The organism is Anaerofustis sp. LCP19S3_F7 (genome assembly GCF_052119445.1).
Lineage (GTDB): Bacteria > Bacillota > Clostridia > Eubacteriales > Anaerofustaceae > Anaerofustis > Anaerofustis butyriciformans.
This window is the reverse complement of the sequence record NZ_JBQKFF010000001.1, coordinates 438,965-459,359: the sequence shown is the minus strand read 5'-3', so window position 1 is coordinate 459,359 and position 20,395 is coordinate 438,965. Positions and strand designations below refer to the sequence as shown.

Here is a 20,395-nt window from a genome sequence, read left to right as displayed (position 1 = left end):
CTTTTCATTTACTCCTTGACTACTCTTTTATAAAATCAGAACTGAAATTTTCAAGTGCACTTAAAATAGGAGCTGCACCCTTTTGTCCTATAGGGCAAAGAGTTCCAATACTCATATTTTTTGCAATTGCTTTTACTTTGCTGTAATCATCTTTTTCTGAAATATCAGAAACGATTTTCTTAACCATTTCATCCATTCTTTTTACCCCAACCTTACAAGGGAAACATTTACCGCAAGATTGAATTAATAAGAATTGTAAGTAATCTGATATTTCTTTTGCCATATCCGTTATTTCATCGATAACAACAACAAGAGCAGTACCTCTTATTATTCCATTCATCATTAAAGCCATAAAGTTTACAGGTTTAGAAACCTCAGAAGCTGGTAAATATTCACCATAAGGAGCTCCTACTTTGATAGATTTAACATTTCCTGTTGCACCGCCTGCAAGTTCAATAAGTTGTTCATATGTAACGCCGTTTTCAACATTGTAAATTCCAGGATTTTTTACTTTACCACCGATTGCAACACCTTTAAATCCTTTTTCAGGAAGTGTTTTATAGCTATCTTGAACAATCACAAGTAAGTTAGCTAAAATTTCTGCATTTACGTTTAAGCCTTCTTTGCTTTCTTTTACAACACTTATTTCTTTATCTAATAAACCGTAAGCTTTTGCATCGTTAACAGCTTTTGATACTCTTCTAAATGCAAGGTCATCTTTTGCTACGATATAACCTTCTTTTGCACCACTTACTTCCATAACAATAAGCATTGATTCAACAATTACGTGAGGAGCTTCGATTAAAACTTTATTGTCTGCAGCAGCTAAAGCATCTAGTGTTTCACAAACAACAACCTCAGCACCTTTCCAATTATCACAGCAAAGTTCGTCTTGTTTTCTTCTATCAACAAGTAAAGCGTCACTTGCAAGTTTAATTACATCAACTTCGCCTTTTAAAACTTTTTCTTTTGCTTTGTAACCATCAAATGCTATATAATCATCGATACATTCAGGATTTGTTGCACCACAATATTTAATAGCATTTTTCTTTTGATTAACCAAAACTTTTGGATCAACTTTTTCCATAACTTCTTTTATTTACCTCCAAATAGTTTATATATAAGACTTTAAACGAAAAATCTTATTATTCCTTTTTATTACACATTCACAGTTATAATATCAAAATATGTCTAATTTTTCAACTTAATTTAAAATAGAAAAATAAAAAAACTCACTTGTTTTAAGTGAGATTTTCATTATCTTTTATATCTTCATCATTTTTTTCATCTTTAGGAAGATAATACATACATTTTTCGTTTAGTGATGAAATATAAAAAGGTACCGTATTTAATGTACACACTCCTTTTTCTTGAAATTTACAATCTAGGGTACAAATAATATTAATCATGAATCCTCTCCAAATATAAGTAATTACTATGAGTATTGACGTTTTTGTGCTAAAATATAAAAAAATATCTTTTTATTATGAAGGAAAAACATGGAAGAAGGAAAATTAACCAATCATACATTACAAAAAATTTTATTCGATAAAATTAATATAAAAAACAAAGAAGTTTTAATAGGTGCAGGAATAGGAAAAGACACAGCTCTTTTAAATTTTGAAGAAGATTTATTTTCAATATCCACAGACCCTATAACAGGAAGTAAAAACGGTATAGGCCGACTATGCGTAAATATTTCATGCAACGATATTGCAACATCAATGGCAACACCTGTTGCAATGATGGTAACAATACTTATTCCAACCTATGCCAATATAGAAGATGTAGAAGAAATAATAGATGAAATACTTCTAACCTGCGAAGAAAATAATGTTGATTTAATCGGAGGGCATACAGAAGTTACTTCAAGTGTAAATAAATTTATCTTAAGCGGAGTATGTATCGGAAGAAAAGAAAATATTTCTCATCCTACTCCAAAAGCTAATGATAAAATAGTAATGAGTAAATATGCAGGGCTTGAAGGAAGTGCTATTATAAGCCTTGATTTAAAAGAAGAGGTAGAAAAGTTTTTGACAAAAGAAGAAATATCAAAAACATCAAAGCTAATAAAAGATACGTCCGTAATAAAAGAAGGACTAATAGCAAAAAATCTTAATGTGAGTCTTCTTCATGATGCAACAGAAGGCGGAATTTTAGGCGGAGTTTGGGAAATGGCAGAAAATTCAGGACTTGGAGCCATTATAGATATTAATAAAATATTAATTATGGATGAAACAAAAAAAATTGCAAAACATTTTAACATAAACCCATATAAGCTTATATCCAGCGGAGTAATGCTATTCATTACTGATGATGATGAAAAATTAAAAAAAGAGTTAGATAAACAAAACATTCCTTCATCTACAATAGGATATTTAACAAAGGAAAAAGAAATTTATACTTTAAAAAACGGAGTAAAAGAAATATTATCTCCACCATCACAAGATGAATTATATAAAGTAATATAAAAACAAGCATTTAGCTTGTTTTTTTAATACTCACTTATTGCATTTACAGGACAGCTTTCTATTGCTTCCCTTGCAAGTGTTATTTCAGAATCACTCCCAGGATGTCTTATTACTCCTGATTTACCGTCTGATTCTATTTCAAATATATCTTCACAAAGAGAAACACATAATCCACAGGAAATACAACTATCTTTATTTATTCTAAGTTTCATTTTAATCCTCCTTAAATTTAACAATTAATATTATTTACCAGTAATGTTTTTTTATTCTTTATTTTCTTATAAAATAAAAAATTAATAAAAATACAATATAAAGAGAATTACTACCTATAAAAAAAAGAGGCATAAGCCTCTTTTTGTATTATGATAATTCCAAAGCACCGGTATATAGTCTGTAATATGTACCGTGTTTTTTGATAAGTTCTTCATGGTTACCTCTTTCGATTATTGTACCATGTTCCAAAACTATAATTGCGTCTGAATTTCTTATTGTAGAAAGTCTATGAGCAATAACAAATACGGTTCTTCCTTCCATTAATTTATCCATACCGTCTTGAACTATTTTTTCTGTTCTGGTATCAATACTTGATGTTGCTTCATCAAGGATAAGTACAGGAGGGTTATTAAGGGCTGCTCTTGCTATACTAAGTAGCTGTCTTTGTCCTTGAGATAATTCTTCACCTGTACCTGAAATAACTGTATCATATCCTTCAGGTAACATCTTAATAAAGTGGTCGGCATTTACTAGTTTTGCAGCAGCATATACTTCTTCATCTGTTGCATCCAGTTTACCGTATCTAATATTTTCTTTTATTGTTCCTGTAAACAAGTTCGTATCTTGTAAAACTATTCCAAGAGATCTTCTTAAATCTTCTTTCTTTATTTTGTTTACGTTAATTCCATCATATCTGATTTTGCCTTCAGTAACGTCATAGAATCTGTTTATTAAGTTCGTTATTGTTGTTTTACCGGCCCCCGTTGAACCTACAAAAGCTATTTTTTGACCAGGTTTTGCATAAATATTTAATTTATGTAGAACTATTTTTTCAGGATTATACCCAAACGTCATGTCAATAAATCTAACATCACCATTTAACTGAGTATAAGTTACGTTTCCGTCTCCATGAGGATGTTTCCAAGCCCATCTTCCTGTTCTCTTTTCACTTTCGGTAATATTACCATCTTCATCAATATTTGCATTAACTAAAGTAACATATCCGTCATCTTGTTCACCTTCTTCATCCATCATATCAAATATTCTCTCAGCTCCTGCAAGAGCCATGATTATAGGGTTTAACTGACCTGAAATTTGACTGAATGGAAAGTTAAAGTTTCTTGTAAGTTGAAGGAATGAAGCAATACCACCAAGAGTAAGTCCTCCAACGCCTGAAATGGCAAGTGCACCACCTAAAATAGCTGTTAAAACGTATTGTATATATCCAATATTCGCTATTACGGGAATAATAATGTTAGCATATTTATTTGCCTTTGCAGAACTTTCATAAAGCTGATCATTTATTTTATCAAAGTCCACCTTACTTTGTTCTTCGTGACAGAATACTTTTACTACTTTTTGTCCACTTATCATTTCTTCCACATAACCATCTAGGATACCTATGTTTCTTTGTTGCTTTGCAAAGTATTCACCACTTTTTCCACCAATTATTTTGGTTGCAAGTGTCATAATTGCAATCATGCAAATTGCAAGAAGAGATAAAGGAATGCTAATATAAATCATTGCACAGAATACCGCAACAACTGTTACTATTGCAGAAAATACTTGAGGTAAACTTTGACAAATCATCTGTCTTAAAGTATCGGTATCATTTGTGTAAAGACTCATAAGTTCTCCGTGAGGATGAGTATCAAAGTATCTTATTGATAAAGTCTGCATATGTTCAAACATATCATCTCTTACTTTTTTAAGAACACCTTGACCGATATTTACCATTAATCTCATATAAATGAATGTACAAGCTACACCAACATAGTATATACAAGCAAATGTTAAAATCGCTCGTACAACAATTGTAAAATCAGGAGCAACACTATTTATTAAAGGTGTAATACAATCATCTATCAAGTACATCAAAAATACAGAACTTGCCATACTTGCAATAGAACTTATAATAATAGAAACAAATACGAATATAAATTGTATTTTATAACTTTTTAGTGCATATTTTAAAAGTCTAGCAGCTGTTTTCAAATAATGAGGCTTTTTATTTGTTCTTTTATCCATTATTCTTGGCCTCCCTTCATTTGAGAATTATATACATCTTGATATATTGCATTTGTCTTTAGAAGTTCTTCATGAGTACCGATTTGATCTATTCTACCATTATCAAGAACAATTATCTTGTCGGCATCTTCAACTGAAGAAATTCTTTGGGCAATAATAATTTTTGTAGTTCCCGGTATTTTTTCTCTAAAAGCTTGTCTGATTAGAGCATCTGTTTTTGTATCTACAGCACTTGTAGAGTCGTCTAAGATAAGTATCTTAGGTTTTTTAAGAAGTGCTCTTGCAATACATAAACGTTGTTTTTGTCCACCTGAAACATTTGTACCGCCTTGCTCTATTTTTGTATTGTATTTATCTGGGAATTCACTGACAAAACTGTCTGCTTGCGCAAGCATTGATGCTTGAATAATTTCTGCATCTGTTGCATCAGGATCTCCCCATCTTAAGTTTTCTTTTATTGTTCCAGAGAATAGTGTATTTTTTTGAAGAACCATTGCAACTTGGTTTCTTAAAGTTTCCAAATCATAATCCCTTACATCTATACCTCCGACTTTAACCTGACCTTTAGTAACATCGTAAAGTCTTGGAATAAGCTGAACAAGAGAAGATTTTGAACTACCTGTACTACCTATAACTCCGACAGTCTCACCTGAATCAATATGTAAATTTATATCTTTTAGAGGAAAATTGTTTCCGTTTCCTTCATCTTTTCCATATGTAAAATCTACATTTATAAAGTCAATAGAACCGTCTTTAACATCCATAACAGGATTTTCTTTATTTTTCAAAGTACTTTCTTCAACTAATACTTCCACAATTCTTTCTGCTGAAGTTTGTGCCATTAAAACCATAACAAATACCATTGATAAAACCATTAAACTTGATAATATCTGGCTTGCGTATACAACAAGACTTGTTAACTCTCCTGTTGTCATTGTTCCCACAACAATAAACCTTGCAGAAAAATATGAAATAAGAAGAATACATGTATATATTGTAAATTGCATTACCGGAGCATTAAGAGAAACTATTTTTTCGGCTTTTGTAAAGAATTTATAAATAAGTTTAGAAATACCATCAAATTTTTCAATTTCATGATCTTCTCTTACATATGCCTTAACAACTCTTATACCCGTTACGTTTTCTTGAACCACACTGTTTAATCTGTCATATGTATTAAATACTCTTTCAAAATATGGATGAGCTTTAATAGCTATTAAGAAAAGCAATAATGCAAGCACTGGAATTGCTATAAAAAATATAAAAGAAATTTGTAAATTTATTTTTATAGTGAAAAACAATGCAAATATCAACATGATTGGTGCTCTTATAAGAAGTCTTACTATCATTTGATAAACCATTTGAACATTTGTAACATCAGTTGTAAGCCTTGTAACCAAACTTGCAGTAGAAAATTTATCTATGTTTGCAAATGAAAAATCTTGAATTTTATAAAACATATCTTTTCTTAAATTTCTGGCAAATCCCGCAGAAGCTTTTGCGGCATATTTCCCTGCCAAAGTACCTGTTATTAGAGAAATAATTGCTAAAAAGAATAAAAACAACCCTAATTTTATTATGTAATTAAGATTTCCGTTTGCAATACCGATATCAATAATATCAGCCATATAAAAAGGTATTAATACTTCCATTAATACTTCAATAATTACATAAAAAGGTGCAAGAAAAGAATCTTTTTTAAATTCTCTAATGGAACCCATTAATGTTTTTAACATACATATACATCCCAACAAAATTAATTTCATAATAAGAAAATAGTAACTATTTGAAATTATTTAAAATTTTTTCTGTTATCGCAAAAAAAGCATCAATTTCATCTTTAGAAAGCCCGTTTTTTAATGTTCTTTCCATATTTTTTATATCTTGTTCTATTTGTGATTTTATACACAAACCTTTCTTTGTAACAACAATTTTTTTAAGCCTTGCATCATAATCAACGCTTACTCTTTCAATAAGTCCGTTTTCTTCCATGGTATTCAATATTCCTGTAACGGTAGAACGTCTATAAAACAAACATGCTTCAATGTCTTTTTGAAAGACATCTCCTTCTTTTTGCGTAACAAAACGTATTATTCTTCCTTGAACACCTGTGATGCCATAAGCTGCAGATTTTTTATTCATTTCTTTGCTGATTTCATTTGATAATCGTTTTATTATCATTCCAACTTCTTTTTTTGCTTTCATAATTTACCCTCTTATTATGTTAGTTACCTAACTATCATGTTAGCTACCTAACTATTATATAAATATTTTTTTAATTGTCAATAAGAAAATTTTATTTTTCATTTTGTTTTCACAAATTGTTTTCATAAAAAAAAAGATAACCTAAGTTATCTTTTTATTTGCATTTAAAAAATATTTAAATGATATATAAAAAATTAAAACACCTATAATGGTCATAAGTAAACTATAACTCATAATATCCGATAAAATCGGAAGTGAAAAAAGATGATTGCAAATATTAAAGCTTATATGAAAAACACATGACATAACAAGACTTTGTGATTTTTCATAAATATATCCAATTATTATTCCCGCAATAACCGCATATGTACTTTGAATTATATTCATATGCATAAAACCGAAAATCAAAGCCTGTAAAATTATTGCAGTTTTAAAATTAACATATCTTTTTAAATTATTATATACTATTCCCCTTAACATAAATTCTTCGCTTATGGGGGTAATAATGCCAACAGAAATAATATTAATTAATACCCCTCCTGAGGAAAGCAAAGCCATTGTTTCCGTATAACTGGATGAATATTTTGTAAGATCAAAAATATTAATTATCCCCATTGAAAACATAAAAAACGATATTCCAAGCAAAATAATGCTTAGAAAATATTTAATATTTTTTTGATTTTCATATAAATTAAAATGCAATGTCTTATTTCTTAATAAAATAAATCCGAAAAATATAATATTAATCAAAGAAGATATTAATAAAATAAGAACCGTATTTTCATTTATAAATGTTGTTAAATCCACTATGTCATAATTGCCGCTTTTCAGCATTGTTAGAGCATAATAAAACTGAAAAGCAATACTTACACCTATTTGAGAAATTATCCAAAAAATAACAGGATATATACATAATAATATTTTTTTTATTATATTATCTTTCTTCATTAAATCTCCTATATGTATTTATGTGCTAGTTTATAATTTCCCTTTTCATCTATTTCCATTATTCCGTAACTTCTCTTCCCAAAACCCCTCATACTTAATGTTCCGGGATTAAATAAATGCACACCACTCATATTTATATTTAACTTTTCATGAGTATGCCCAAATAAGACAATGTCAGCACCTATTTCACAAGCTTTATAAAATATTGAGCTATATGAATTTTTTACTCCATATAAATGCCCATGAGTCATGAAAATCTTTTTACAGTTAAGTTCAAAAAAGATTTCTTCTGTTTCTTTCATAAAGTCGCAGTTGCCTCTGACTTTTTTTATTTCTACATTTGATAAATCTGCTTTAACATCGTCAATATCGCTGTGATGATCACCAATATGAAAAAGATATGAAATATTTTTTTCTTTTTGTATTACTTTTTCAAGTGTTTCTATATCTCCGTGAGTGTCGCTTACTATAAGTATCTTATCCATATTCTACCTCGATTTATTTCAATTTTTTATCAAGTATTTCCTTAGCTTTTGTAAAAGCTCTTCTTCTATGGCTAACTGAATTTTTTTCATCAAAAGTAAGTTCAGCATAAGTTTTATCAAGACTTTCTATATAAAACAAAGGGTCATATCCAAATCCTCCGTCTCCTACTTCCTTAAAACCTATCTCACCTTCAACTTCACCTCTTACTGTTTCAACACTTCCGTCTTCATAACATATTCCTACACAACATACGAATTTAGCTTTTCTGTCTTCTTTTTTTACACCTTCCAAAGCTTTTAATAATTTTTTATTATTCTTATCATCATCTTTTTCTTCTCCTGCATATCTTGCAGAATATATTCCGGGCTCTCCGTTTAAATAATCTACCATAAGTCCCGAATCATCACCTAAAACAAGCTTACCAGTTTTTTTATTGATGGCTTTAGCTTTTATAAGTGCATTTTCTTCAAAGCTTTTTCCATCTTCAACAATATCATCAACAAAGCCTGCTTCTTCCATACTTATTACTTTATAATCTGTTAATATACTTTTTATCTCTTCTAATTTATGTTTATTTGCAGATGCTATTATTACTTCTTTCATTTTAACCTCTATTTACTAAGACCTAAAACTTCTCTTTGAATGTCTATTAATTCTTTTATTCCTTTTTTTGCAAGAGAAATAAGTTTTGTAAGTTCTTCTTCTTTTACAGGTCTTTCTTCTCCTGTAACACCAAGTTCAATGAATTCACCATATTCGTTCATTACAACATTCATATCCGCAATTGCACTTGAATCTTCTACATAGCATAAATCAAGAAGAGGTTCATTATCTACAATACCAACGCTTATTGCTGCAACAAAAGATGTAAGAGGAAGTCTTTCAATATCTCCCTTTTCAACCATTTTATTTAAAGCATCATATAAAGCAACAAATGCTCCAGTAATACTTGCAACTCTTGTACCTCCGTCAGCTTGGATAACATCGCAGTCTATCATTATTGTCTTTTCTCCAAGAATTGATAAATCAACAACACTTCTTAAACTTCTGCCTATAAGTCTTTGTATTTCTGCACTTCTTCCATCTAATTTAAGTCTGTTTATATCTCTTTTCTTTCTTGTTTGTGTTGAAGAAGGTAACATTGAATATTCACATGTTATCCATCCTGTTCCCTCTCCTCTTAAAAACGGAGGAACTTTATTTTCTATAAAAGCAGAACATATAACTTTTGTGTTCCCAACCTCTATTAAAACGCATCCATCAGGATACATTGTATAATTTCTTGTGATTTTTACTGGTCTTTTTTCATCATAATTTCTTTTATCAATTCTTTCCATCAACTCACTCCTTTATTGTCTTTCTTCGTTTGAATAGTCATTTACAAGTTCAGTTTCAATTATACCATCTTTATTATCATTTTGGTCTATCACAAATCGAACTTTTTTTATATCATCAGAATTTTCTTTTACAGTAAGCGCAACGCTGTTTTTATATAAATTCAGCATTGCCTTGTCCATTAAAGAAAATTCTTTGCTTAAATGTATATATACACTCTCTCCTTTTACTATTACATCTTCTATATTTGCAGTTGTCGCAAATACCATTGAAGAATATTTCTTCATGTTACACATAGTAAAATGGATTATAAGTATATCTTTTAAGCTTAAATCTGATTTATCTGTATACACACTATACGGTATATAATTATATACGTTTTCACATTTTTTAGCAATATACATGGTATGTTTTGATTTTGAATTTTTACTTTTCTCAATTTCATTTATATTTTCACGATAATATAATTTATTCATTTCACTGCCATATGTAAGAGTTTCTTTATCTCCCATTTCGAAACTTACACTATCAACATTTTCAAATTCCGTAAGGACATACACAATGGAAATAATAAATGCTTTTTCATCTTGCTCATCGGCAAATTGAGCCTTTTCACTTAACTCTACCTTTGCTGTATTATCTTCTAATTTTACACTTTTAATACTTCCGGCAATTACAGTTGGAAAAAGTCCATTTTTACTTGCAACTTTTCCATTTTCTTCATTGTCAGTCATAAGGTTTATTACGTTATCAAATTTCGCTTCTTCACTCGAAACTATTCTTGTAAGAGGCACAACATATGAATCTGCCGTTTTATAATAAACGGTTATTTTACTTTTATTAGATTCCACTTCATTTTTTATTGAACCCGCTATTTTATCCTGCATTCTTGAAATCATTGTAGGATTTTTTATTGTTATGTAAGAAAGCCCTATAATAGATAAAAGCAATAAGAATTTAATTAATTTTCTCATAATAAAACCTCTGTTTATAAATTTTTATACTAAAAATACATTTATTTTAATTTCTTAAATTTCCTTTTAAAAACATGTCCATATAAGTTCATTATAACTTTATGAAATAAATAATATGGGGAAATTTCAAAAACGAAATATTTTATATATTCTCTTTTATGTAGCACATTTTTTATAAGCTCATATTATACGTTGAGGAGGAATCTTATGAAAAAAAATAAAAAAGCAGTAATAATACTATGTATTTGTTTTTTAATTTGTATCTGCTCTGTGGGAATAATTAGTGCAAATAGTGAATTTAAGGGTATTGACGTAAGCGTTTGGCAAGGAGATATTAATTTTAAAGAAGTAAAAAAAGATGGCATAGAAGCTGTTTATATAAGGGCAGGACAAGGAAACAATTATACAGACACTAAATTTGAAAGAAACTATAAAGAAGCTAAAAAAGAAGATTTAAAAATTGGATTTTATCATTACGTAACCGCAAGAAATACAAGACAGGCTAGAGAACAGGCTCATTTCTTTTATTCTCTTATAAAAAATAAAGACCAACAACTAAGACCTGCCATGGATTTTGAACAACTTGACGGATTAAGCAAAAAAGAATGTAATGACATTGCTAAAGTATATATGGAAACTTTGGAAAAACTTTTAGGATACAAACCCGCCTTTTACTCAAATGCTTATGACGTAGAAACCGTATGGAAAAAAGATCTTAACAAATACCTTTTATGGATTGCCGATTACGGTGTAAAAAGCCCATATACAACAGGGCATTGGTCAAAATGGTCAGGCTTTCAATATTCCAGCAGAGGTAGTGTAAAAGGAATAAGCGGACATGTTGATATGGATAGATTCAAAGAAGAAATTTTAATAAATAAAGAAGAAAAAAACAAAGAATATATAACTTATACCGTAAAAGATGGTGACACTTTAAAAGAAATTGCAGAAAAATATAATACAACAGAAGAAGTCTTAATTAAATTAAATCACCTTGAATTAATTCATCCGGGAGAAAAGCTTTTAATAAAAAAATAAAAAGGAGCTTATGCTCCTTTTTTGTAAAATTAAAATATATATGATATTTAATATAAAACAAAAAAACCGATTGTAAAACAATCGGTTTAATTTCAAACTGGTGCGGATGAAGGGAGTCGAACCCCCACACCGAAGTACTAGATCCTAAGTCTAGCGCGTCTGCCAATTCCGCCACATCCGCAGATTCATAAAGCTTTATTATTATATATAAAAAAATAAAATCTGTCAATATCTTTTTGAAATTTTTTTATTTATAATTTAAAAAATTTATAATTTTTTCTTAAGAAGTTCATAATATATATGTATTAATATAAAAAATATAATATAATACTTTTAAGGTGGTTTAAAGAAATGACAAGAGAAGAAAAAAGAATTTTCTTTAATGAAATAAAAGAAATAATTTCCCATAAAGAAGTACAAAAAATGCAAGGATATAGACAGCATGGAGGAACAACAACATATGCGCACTCTCTAAATGTTGCTTTATACAGTTATATTTTATCAAAAAAATTCAATTTAAAAATACAGGAAAAACAACTTTTAAGAGGTGCAATGCTACATGATTTCTATCTTTATGACTGGCATGATAAAACAGTAGAAAGAAAAGGAATGCATGGATTTAATCATCCTAAAGCAGCACTTGAAAATGCAAAAAAACATTTTGATTTAACAAAAAAGGAAGAAAATATTATACATTCTCACATGTGGCCCCTAACCTTTAGAGCTATTCCTAAAAGTAAAGAAGCCGTTATAATATGTTTGGTTGATAAGTGGTGTGCAATAATTGAATCAAAAGAACACTACATGGAAAAAATTAAAAGCAAAAAATTAAAAAATATCAATTCATACAAATAAAAGAAGATATATTCTTCTTTTATTTTTTTGTGATATAATTATAAAATGGGAGAGTTAAAATGATATTCATAATAATAACAGCTTTAATTGGATTACTTATAATACTTATTTTGGCATTGCTTTTATATTTAACAATAAATGAATATAAACCTGAAGAAATAGAAGATGCACTTCTTATAAGAAAAGGCGAAGAAAAAGAACTTCATATTAACGATTCTTTAAGTGTTCTTACATATAATATAGGATACTGTAACGACAGTGCCGACAGTGATTTTTTCATGGACGGAGGGAAAAGAACCAGAATCGAATCAAAAAAAATGGTAATAAGAAACCTTAAAGGGATTGAAGAAAATATAAGGGAAACAGGTTCTGACATAATTTTTATACAAGAAATAGACACAAAGTCAAAAAGAGGATATAATACAAACCAAGTAAGATACTTATCAAAAGTATTTAAAAAGACATCTTATTTTGCTAAAAATTTTTCATGTAAATATATCCCATACCCAATAAAAGACACCATTGGAAAAGTTGAAAGCGGAATATTAACTCTAAACCCTTATGAAACAATTTCGGCAAAAAGATATTCTCTTCCTGTTTCTTTTAAATATCCATTAAGATTATGTCAATTAAAACGATGTCTTCTTGTTGAAAGAGTTAAGATAAAAAACTCTAAAAAAGAACTTATTCTGGTAAATCTACATTTAGAAGCATATGATAATGGAGAAGGAAAAGTAAAACAAACAAAGATACTTACGGATATTTTAAAAACAGAGTACGAAAAAGGAAATTACTGTATAGCAGGCGGAGATTTTAATCAAATTTTTCCAAACACTAACATAAATAAATATCCTCTTATAAAAGATGAACACTTTAAACCGGGGAAACTTGATATAGAGGAATTTTTAAAAGGATGGAACATAGTTACCGATGACAAGACTCCTACATCAAGATTATTAAATGAAGAATTTGATGAAAAAAGCCCAAACACGCAGTATCATGTAATTGACGGTTTTATACTTTCTCCAAACATAAAACTTAACAACATAGAAACAATAGATACAAAGTTTAATTTTGCAGACCATAACCCAGTTAAAATAGATATAACACTTAAGGAGTAAAAAATGAGTATTATCGCAACAATAATAGGAATATTTTTAGGAATGTTTTGTTTTTCTTTATGGACAAAATATATGAATAAAACAGTAAATAAAAAGACAGAAACAATAAATAATAAAGACTATTTCATAATGAAAAAACCAAAATCAAAAGTAGTATTTCACACAGTAATATTAATTTTGGTTGTAGCCGGATTTGCATTATACAAACAAGGTCTTATATTTCATGATTCTATAATATGGGATGTACTGTTTATATTTGTAATAATAATGAATCTTTTTTCAGTTCAAAAAGCCATAAACAGAAAAGTAATAGTAGAAGACGAAAGAATAACGGATTCAAAGGGAAACACTTTTTATTTTTATCAATTCACTTCATGCAGAATTATCAACATGGCAACAATTTTATTTATTGATAATAATCCTGTATTAAAAATAGAAAATGATGATATAGGCTACAATATATTTTTAGAAAAATTAAAAAACTACAATATTCAAATAATAGATATGAGAAAAAAGAACATTTAAAATGCTCTTTTTTATAAGTAATTTATATTGAATTCTTTATTTGTTATAAACAAAACTTCAACATCTTCATCTTTACTTCCGTGAAAAGCCTTGCTTCCCTCTTTAAACCAAACAAAACTTCCCGCTTCAAAATCTCCTAAGTTTGTGTATAATGTTCCTTTTATTACATACATGCCATGAGCGCAGTCATGCGTATGCCAAGGTGTAAAAACTCCTTTTGGGTATATCATTATTTTTACCATCATTTTTGTATCTTCATCATCTACAAGATGCATTTCATAAGTGACATTACCCGTATTCTTGCTTACTCTTCTGTGTTCCATCAAATTAATGTCTTCATTTTTAAATACAATATCGCTCATTTTTTCTACCTTCCTTTTATTAGAAAATATAATACTTATATTAATTATACATCCATAAATAAATATTTTAAAACTTTTTTTTAAAGTAGGCTTATACCAGTAAATTAATAATCATTAGGTAAAATACATATTAAATTTTTCTAAATAATAATTAAGAATTAACAAAAGACATATTAAAAAAAAATTTTATGGTACAATAAAACAAAAAGGGAAAATTAAAATGAATATTAAAGAACTACATATTTCCGGAACACTTCCACTAAAAGGAACACAAAACACAAGAGACCTTGGTGGTTATATTACAAAAGATAAAAAAATAACAAAATATAAAGAATTTATACGTTCTTCATCGTTAAGCATTATAACAAATGAAGATATTGATTTTCTGATTAAATACGGTATAAAAACAGTACTAGATTTAAGAAGTGAAGAAGAAGTTAAAGAAAAACCAAGTAAACTAAAAAATATAGACGGCATAAAATATTATAATGTGCCACTAAGTGTAAAAGATATGCAGGCAGACATAACAAAAGAAGATGGCTATTTTGATATGATACAAGGATATATAAAAAGACTGTCTAATAAAAAAGCAATCAAAGAAATATTTGATATAATATCAGAGAACTTAGATGGAGGCCTTATCTTTAACTGTACCGCAGGAAAAGACAGAACTGGAATTGTTTCAATGCTCCTTCTTGGCATTGCAAACGTAAGCTTAAAAGACATAGTTGCAAACTATCAAGTTTCACATACATATATGGGAGAAGATCCTGATTTTGTAAGAGAATATAACATAACAAAATCAAGAGTATTTCTATCAAAACCCGAATTTATAGATGCAACAATAGAATATATAATGGATGAATATTCTTCTTTTGAGAATTATTTATTATCATGTGACGTTACAAATAAACAAATAAACGATATAAGAAACAGATTTCTTGAAGATATAATTTTTTAGGTGAAAAAGTGAAAGATAAAAACAAAGAAAAAATAGCACCTATTATAATTGGAATACTTATTTGTGTTCTTCTTATAATATATATATTATCAATAATATTTTTAAATATTTCTTTAATTTTTAAAGTAATTATAACTTTAATATTGATATTTTTAATAAAAACAATGATTAATGTTGTAATTGAAAGATTAAAGGAAATAGAGGAGGGAGAAGAAGATGATCTTAGTAACTACTGAAAAAATCGAAGGCAGAGAATTTGAAACACTTGGACTTGTAAAAGGTTCATGTATTCAAACAAAAAACTTAGGTAAAGACATTTCTCAAACATTTAAAAATCTTGTTGGAGGAGAACTTAAGTCTTATACCCAAATGATGGACGAATCAAGAGCTATGGCAACAAAAAGAATGATTATGGAAGCAACAAATATGGGAGCAGATGCAATAGTTGCCGTAAGATATGCTTCATCTGCGATAATGCAAGGAGCTGCAGAAGTATTCGCTTATGGAACAGCTGTAAAATTCAAATAAAAAAGAGCATTAATGCTCTTTTTTTATTCGCCATAACCCCAAACTTCTTTTGGTATGCTGTCAAGATGAGTAAGTGTTCTTCTGCCATATACCAAGAAACATAAAAATACAAAATGTATTCCTATTTGAATATAATCGATTGAAAGTATTGCAATAAGAAAATCTATTAGATAGAAGAATATAAGTACCGAATAAGATACTCTCACATTCTTATAACAAAAATATGCACAAGCACCAATTATCAATACACAAATTGCAACTGCACCATAAAACATAACCGATAAAACAATATTATCAACCCCAGCAAAAATGCGGGCATTTGAAAATAATTGATCTACCAAAACAAAGTTAAACCATGTTGCAGCAGTATTTACTTGAACAATCAAAAGTACAATTTGAAATATCATAGCCAAAAATATAAATATAGGAAAAACTGATAATATTTTGGCTCTTCTTTCCAGTTTATCTTTTATAACTTTAAAATCAGCATAATTCATAATATACCTCCTAAGAATCTTTACCTATGATTCTTACTTCTTCTTCAAGCATTACGTTATATTTATTGTATACTTCCTTTTTCACATAATCAATAACTTCAAGAATATCTCTGCTTTTAGCTTTATTTTTGTTAACAATAAAACCTGCGTGTTTTTCGCTTACGTAAGCATCACCTACATGAAAACCCTTAAGTCCTGCATCATCAATAAGTTTTGCTGCAATATATCCTTCAGGGCGTTTAAAGGTACTCCCCGCTGAGGGTTCCATTGGCTGAGCATTTACTCTATACTCTTTATTTTCTGCCATTTTATTTTTAATCTTTTCTGTATCGCCTTTTCCAAGTTTTATTCTTGCAGAAAGAACAACATATCCTTTTTCTTCAACATTACTGTGTCTATAACTCAAATCAAGCTCATCAGGTAAAAGCACTTTTATATCTTTTCCATCAAAAACAGTAACATCAACCAATACATCTTTTAATTCTCCTCCATGAGCACCGGCATTCATAAAAACGCCTCCCCCAAGACTTCCGGGGATACAGCTTGCAAACTCAAAACCTTCAAGTTCGTTTTTTAAAGCCTCGTTTGCAATTAAAGCAAGAGAAACTCCAGCATCTGCTTCTATTATATTATCTTTAACAGATAAATTTTTCATCATAGAAGTACTTATAACAACTGAATCTATTCCTCCATCTTTAACAAGAACATTACTTCCTCTTCCAAGAACAATATATTCTATATTATGTTCTTTAAGATATTTAATAAGTTCAACTAAATTTTCACTGCTTAAAACATTTATGTATAATTCAGCTTCTCCACCACTTCTAAATGTTGTGTGCTTTTTCATCGGCTCGTTTAATAAAACATTTTTTTCACCGACTATTTTTTTTATGTCTTCAATAAAAATTGTATTTATCATAATTCTCCTTTAACATTACTCTTTTAAAGTTTTTTTCTTTAAAAATTCAAATTTTGTTTCCGCTAAAATTAAAGCTGTAAATATTATAACAGCACCTACAAGCATTTGCATAGAAAAAACTTCATTAAGGAAAATAATACCTAATATAGTTCCAAATACACTTTCCATACTCATAAGTATTCCTGCATGTGTAGGAGAAGTATATTTTTGAGCAACATTTTGAATAAGGAAAGTAACAGCCGAAGCAATTACACCTAAATAAAGTAAAGTAGGAATAGTATTTCCTGTTATGTTAAATGTTGATATTTCACCGTTAAAAAGTAAAAGTACAAATGCAAATACTCCCGCAAAAAACATCTGCATCATACAAAGTATAATAGGATCCTCTCCTTTTGAAAAATGCCCAACAAAGAACACATGGAAAGCCCAAAATATAGAACCTATAAGAGTAATGCCGTCATAATAATTTATACTAAATCCTTCTTTTGGATTCATAGTAAGGAAGAATATTCCTATTATCATAAGAAAAGCCGCTAAGAAATTATGTTTTTCAGGTTTATTATCACCTATAAACATAGCTATAAACGGAACTATTGCAACATATACAGCAGTTAAAAATGCACTTTTTCCCGCTGATGTTTCCACAAGTCCATAAGTTTGGAATGCAAATCCAAGAAAAAGAACAAATCCTATAATTATACTTTTATATATTGTAGATTTTTTTATCAAATTAAGTTTTTTAATGTTAAAAATAAAAAGCGTTACAAATGCTATTAAAAATCTAATAAATATTAGTTGAATTCCTGTTAATGAATCCAATGTATTTTTAGTAAATATAAATCCACTTCCCCATATTAATGCCATAATTAAAAGTGAAAAATCGGCAAGCATTGATTTATTTTTTATTTCCATATTTTTACCCCTTTAATAAATAATATCCGCTTAATTATAGCATAAAACTTTAGTTCTAAAAAGTTTATATTTAATTATTTGCTTGTATATTTTAAAGTTTCATTTTTCTTTCATAATTCTATTAAATATATAAATCATTTTATATAAATTTCTTTTATATTTATAAATAACAACTTTTTTATGTGATTAAGTCACCGAAATAATTTTTTTTTCGTATATAATAAATTTATAAAATCAAAGGAGAATATAATCATGAAAAATATTGTTATTATAGGAGGAGTTGCGGGAGGAGCAACTTTAGCTGCAAGATTAAGAAGAAAAGAAGAAAATGCAAATATCATCATATTTGAAAGAGGAGATTATATATCTTTTGCAAACTGTGGACTTCCTTATTATATAGGGGATGTAATAAATCAAAGAGCAAATTTACTTTTGGAAACACCAGAAGCAATGAAAAACAAATTTAACATAGACGTAAAAATTAAAAACGAAGTAATTAAAATAGATAAAGATAACAAACAAGTCAAAGTAAAAGACTTAGTAACAAATGAAGAGTATTATCAAAAATACGATAAACTAATTATTTCAACTGGTTCAAGTCCGCTAAGACCTCCTATTGAGGGAATAGATAATGAAAAAATATTTACTTTATGGAACATAAACGATACTGACAAAATAAAATCTTTTATTACTAACAATAAACCTAAAAAAGCAAGTGTTATAGGCGGAGGTTTTATTGGACTTGAAATGGCAGAGAATCTTGCAAAACAAGGAATTGAAGTTTCAATAATAGAAATGCAAGATCAGGTTATGGCACCTCTTGACATTGAAATGGCAAATCTTCTCCATGAAGAAATAATATCAAAAGGCATAAATTTAATTTTAAAAGATGGAGTAAAAGCTTTTAAGGAAGAAAAAGAGCAATTAAATATTTTACTTCAAAGCGGTAAAACAGTACAAAGTGACATGGTAATACTTTCAATAGGAGTAAAACCTAACAACATTCTTGCAAAAGATGCAGGATTAGAACTTAATCAAAGAGGCGGTATTGTTGTTAATGAACATATGAAAACATCAAAAGAAGATATTTATGCTCTTGGAGATGTTATTGAAGTTACTAATTTTATAACAAAAGATAAAACAATGATTCCTCTTGCAGGACCTGCAAACAAACAAGCAAGAATCCTTGCGGATTATCTAACAGGTGAAGATAAAGAATATAGCGGCAGCATGGGAACTTCCATTGCTCAAATATTCGGTTTAAATGCAGCCGCAACAGGTCTTAACGAAAAACAACTCAAATTAATGGGAAAAGAAAAAAATAAAGATTATCATACAATAATAATCAACCAAAAATCTCATGCAGGATATTATCCAAATGCAACCTTTATTACTTTAAAAATGATTTTTGATAAAAAAGGTAAAATATTCGGAGTACAAATAGTTGGAAAAGAAGGTGTAGACAAGAGAATTGATGTTATGGCTACGGCAATGAAATTAAATGCAACAATTTATGATTTACAAAATCTTGAACTTGCATATGCTCCTCCATTCTCATCAGCAAAAGATCCTGTAAATATGCTTGGATATGTAGCAGAAAATGTTCTAAACAATATGGTAGATTTTATAGAATACGATGAACTTGATGAAATGATTAAAGAAAATAAAGATGATTTTATCATTTTAGATGTTACAGAGGATTTCGAAAAAGAAATGTATAGAATCGAACCTTCTTATCATATACCTCTTGGACAACTAAGAAAAAGATTTTCAGAACTTGATAAAAATAAAACTATAATAACTTATTGTAAAATAGGTGTACGTTCATATAATGCAATGAGAATACTTAAAGCAAAGGGTTTTAAAAACGTAAAAGTATTATCGGCAGGTACTGATTTTTATAAATCAATGCATTATTAATACCACCTACAATTCATGTAAAATATAAATTTGTTTTATAAATTAAAATATCAGAACAATAAAAAACGAAAGTAAAATTTACTTTCGTTTTTTTATA

24 protein-coding genes and 1 tRNA gene are annotated in these 20,395 nt (G+C 28.6%); 9 read left to right on the top strand and 16 right to left on the bottom strand.

Going from position 1 to position 20,395, the window contains the following annotated elements:
- Positions 1–19 precede the first annotated feature (19 nt).
- Positions 20–1,087: an NADH-ubiquinone oxidoreductase-F iron-sulfur binding region domain-containing protein gene (locus ACTQYZ_RS02335; RefSeq protein ID WP_441020763.1), complete on the bottom strand. Its 1,068-nt coding sequence runs from the start codon at positions 1,085–1,087 to the stop codon at positions 20–22.
- A gap of 154 nt (positions 1,088–1,241) precedes the next feature.
- Positions 1,242–1,409 carry a hypothetical protein gene (locus tag ACTQYZ_RS02330; protein ID WP_441415946.1) on the bottom strand — a complete coding sequence of 56 codons (168 nt, stop codon included), beginning with the start codon at positions 1,407–1,409 and terminating at the stop codon, positions 1,242–1,244.
- Positions 1,410–1,499: 90 nt separating this feature from the next.
- Between ACTQYZ_RS02330 and ACTQYZ_RS02325 the strand changes: the two genes are divergently transcribed.
- Positions 1,500–2,471, top strand: a complete 972-nt coding sequence (locus ACTQYZ_RS02325) for an AIR synthase family protein (protein WP_441020764.1) — start codon at positions 1,500–1,502, stop codon at positions 2,469–2,471.
- A 23-nt stretch (positions 2,472–2,494) separates the two neighbouring features.
- Here the strand turns inward: ACTQYZ_RS02325 and ACTQYZ_RS02320 are convergent, their stop codons facing one another.
- The 9 genes from ACTQYZ_RS02320 to ACTQYZ_RS02280 form a co-directional block, all read right to left on the bottom strand.
- Positions 2,495–2,683 carry a ferredoxin gene (locus ACTQYZ_RS02320; protein ID WP_441415945.1) on the bottom strand — a complete coding sequence of 63 codons (189 nt, stop codon included), beginning with the start codon at positions 2,681–2,683 and terminating at the stop codon, positions 2,495–2,497.
- 148 nt (positions 2,684–2,831) lie between these two features.
- The gene (locus tag ACTQYZ_RS02315; protein WP_441415944.1) at positions 2,832–4,712 is read right to left on the bottom strand and encodes an ABC transporter ATP-binding protein; all 1,881 of its coding nucleotides are present in this window, start codon (positions 4,710–4,712) and stop codon (positions 2,832–2,834) included.
- Positions 4,712–6,448: an ABC transporter ATP-binding protein gene (locus tag ACTQYZ_RS02310; RefSeq protein WP_441020767.1), complete on the bottom strand. Its 1,737-nt coding sequence runs from the start codon at positions 6,446–6,448 to the stop codon at positions 4,712–4,714. Before ACTQYZ_RS02310 ends, ACTQYZ_RS02315 begins: the two co-directional genes overlap by 1 nt.
- A gap of 46 nt (positions 6,449–6,494) precedes the next feature.
- A complete protein-coding gene (locus ACTQYZ_RS02305) occupies positions 6,495–6,917 on the bottom strand; it encodes a MarR family winged helix-turn-helix transcriptional regulator (RefSeq protein ID WP_441415943.1) in 423 nt (140 codons plus the stop codon).
- A 141-nt stretch (positions 6,918–7,058) separates the two neighbouring features.
- A complete protein-coding gene (locus ACTQYZ_RS02300) occupies positions 7,059–7,865 on the bottom strand; it encodes a CPBP family intramembrane glutamic endopeptidase (protein WP_441415942.1) in 807 nt (268 codons plus the stop codon).
- 8 nt (positions 7,866–7,873) lie between these two features.
- Positions 7,874–8,350, bottom strand: coding sequence for a YfcE family phosphodiesterase (locus ACTQYZ_RS02295; protein WP_441415941.1), 477 nt, complete (start codon positions 8,348–8,350; stop codon positions 7,874–7,876).
- Between the two features lie 13 nt (positions 8,351–8,363).
- Positions 8,364–8,954: an XTP/dITP diphosphatase gene (locus ACTQYZ_RS02290; RefSeq protein WP_138269280.1), complete on the bottom strand. Its 591-nt coding sequence runs from the start codon at positions 8,952–8,954 to the stop codon at positions 8,364–8,366.
- An 8-nt stretch (positions 8,955–8,962) separates the two neighbouring features.
- Positions 8,963–9,688 (bottom strand): ribonuclease PH, encoded by a 726-nt coding sequence (gene rph, locus ACTQYZ_RS02285; protein WP_138269279.1) that lies wholly within the window; start codon positions 9,686–9,688, stop codon positions 8,963–8,965.
- A 12-nt stretch (positions 9,689–9,700) separates the two neighbouring features.
- Positions 9,701–10,660 carry a GerMN domain-containing protein gene (locus ACTQYZ_RS02280; RefSeq protein ID WP_441415940.1) on the bottom strand — a complete coding sequence of 320 codons (960 nt, stop codon included), beginning with the start codon at positions 10,658–10,660 and terminating at the stop codon, positions 9,701–9,703.
- 207 nt (positions 10,661–10,867) lie between these two features.
- Between ACTQYZ_RS02280 and ACTQYZ_RS02275 the strand changes: the two genes are divergently transcribed.
- Complete coding sequence (locus tag ACTQYZ_RS02275) at positions 10,868–11,698, top strand: GH25 family lysozyme (RefSeq protein WP_441415939.1); 831 nt, start codon at positions 10,868–10,870, stop codon at positions 11,696–11,698.
- Between the two features lie 98 nt (positions 11,699–11,796).
- Here the strand turns inward: ACTQYZ_RS02275 and ACTQYZ_RS02270 are convergent.
- Positions 11,797–11,879: transfer RNA gene (locus ACTQYZ_RS02270), tRNA-Leu, on the bottom strand.
- A 170-nt stretch (positions 11,880–12,049) separates the two neighbouring features.
- Between ACTQYZ_RS02270 and ACTQYZ_RS02265 the strand changes: the two genes are divergently transcribed.
- From ACTQYZ_RS02265 to ACTQYZ_RS02255, 3 genes are read left to right on the top strand one after another with little or no spacing between them, the layout of a single operon-like run.
- Positions 12,050–12,553, top strand: a complete 504-nt coding sequence (locus ACTQYZ_RS02265; RefSeq protein WP_441020780.1) for an HD domain-containing protein — start codon at positions 12,050–12,052, stop codon at positions 12,551–12,553.
- Between the two features lie 59 nt (positions 12,554–12,612).
- Positions 12,613–13,674, top strand: a complete 1,062-nt coding sequence (locus ACTQYZ_RS02260) for an endonuclease (protein ID WP_441415938.1) — start codon at positions 12,613–12,615, stop codon at positions 13,672–13,674.
- Positions 13,675–13,677: 3 nt separating this feature from the next.
- Positions 13,678–14,199, top strand: a complete 522-nt coding sequence (locus ACTQYZ_RS02255) for a hypothetical protein (protein WP_441415937.1) — start codon at positions 13,678–13,680, stop codon at positions 14,197–14,199.
- A gap of 11 nt (positions 14,200–14,210) precedes the next feature.
- Here ACTQYZ_RS02255 and ACTQYZ_RS02250 read toward each other — a convergent pair whose 3' ends face one another.
- The gene (locus tag ACTQYZ_RS02250) at positions 14,211–14,561 is read right to left on the bottom strand and encodes a cupin domain-containing protein (protein ID WP_441020784.1); all 351 of its coding nucleotides are present in this window, start codon (positions 14,559–14,561) and stop codon (positions 14,211–14,213) included.
- A gap of 220 nt (positions 14,562–14,781) precedes the next feature.
- On the opposite strand from ACTQYZ_RS02250, the gene ACTQYZ_RS02245 reads away from it, so the two are divergent.
- The 3 genes from ACTQYZ_RS02245 to ACTQYZ_RS02235 are packed head-to-tail and all read left to right on the top strand — an operon-like array spanning position 14,782 to position 16,050.
- The gene (locus ACTQYZ_RS02245; protein WP_441020786.1) at positions 14,782–15,522 is read left to right on the top strand and encodes a tyrosine-protein phosphatase; all 741 of its coding nucleotides are present in this window, start codon (positions 14,782–14,784) and stop codon (positions 15,520–15,522) included.
- Between the two features lie 8 nt (positions 15,523–15,530).
- A complete protein-coding gene (locus tag ACTQYZ_RS02240; protein ID WP_441020788.1) occupies positions 15,531–15,758 on the top strand; it encodes a hypothetical protein in 228 nt (75 codons plus the stop codon).
- Positions 15,739–16,050: a YbjQ family protein gene (locus ACTQYZ_RS02235; RefSeq protein WP_441020790.1), complete on the top strand. Its 312-nt coding sequence runs from the start codon at positions 15,739–15,741 to the stop codon at positions 16,048–16,050. The genes ACTQYZ_RS02240 and ACTQYZ_RS02235 overlap by 20 nt, the downstream gene beginning before the upstream one ends.
- Before the next feature lie 23 nt (positions 16,051–16,073).
- Here ACTQYZ_RS02235 and ACTQYZ_RS02230 read toward each other — a convergent pair whose 3' ends face one another.
- From ACTQYZ_RS02230 to ACTQYZ_RS02220, 3 genes are read right to left on the bottom strand one after another with little or no spacing between them, the layout of a single operon-like run.
- Positions 16,074–16,547: a hypothetical protein gene (locus ACTQYZ_RS02230; protein WP_441020792.1), complete on the bottom strand. Its 474-nt coding sequence runs from the start codon at positions 16,545–16,547 to the stop codon at positions 16,074–16,076.
- A 10-nt stretch (positions 16,548–16,557) separates the two neighbouring features.
- Positions 16,558–17,466, bottom strand: coding sequence for a UDP-N-acetylmuramate dehydrogenase (murB, locus tag ACTQYZ_RS02225; protein WP_441020794.1), 909 nt, complete (start codon positions 17,464–17,466; stop codon positions 16,558–16,560).
- Positions 17,467–17,481: 15 nt separating this feature from the next.
- Positions 17,482–18,378, bottom strand: coding sequence for a DMT family transporter (locus tag ACTQYZ_RS02220; RefSeq protein ID WP_441020796.1), 897 nt, complete (start codon positions 18,376–18,378; stop codon positions 17,482–17,484).
- A gap of 252 nt (positions 18,379–18,630) precedes the next feature.
- Here ACTQYZ_RS02220 and ACTQYZ_RS02215 point away from each other — a divergent pair, with 252 nt between their 5' ends.
- Positions 18,631–20,298 carry a CoA-disulfide reductase gene (locus ACTQYZ_RS02215; RefSeq protein ID WP_441020798.1) on the top strand — a complete coding sequence of 556 codons (1,668 nt, stop codon included), beginning with the start codon at positions 18,631–18,633 and terminating at the stop codon, positions 20,296–20,298.
- Positions 20,299–20,395 lie beyond the last annotated feature (97 nt).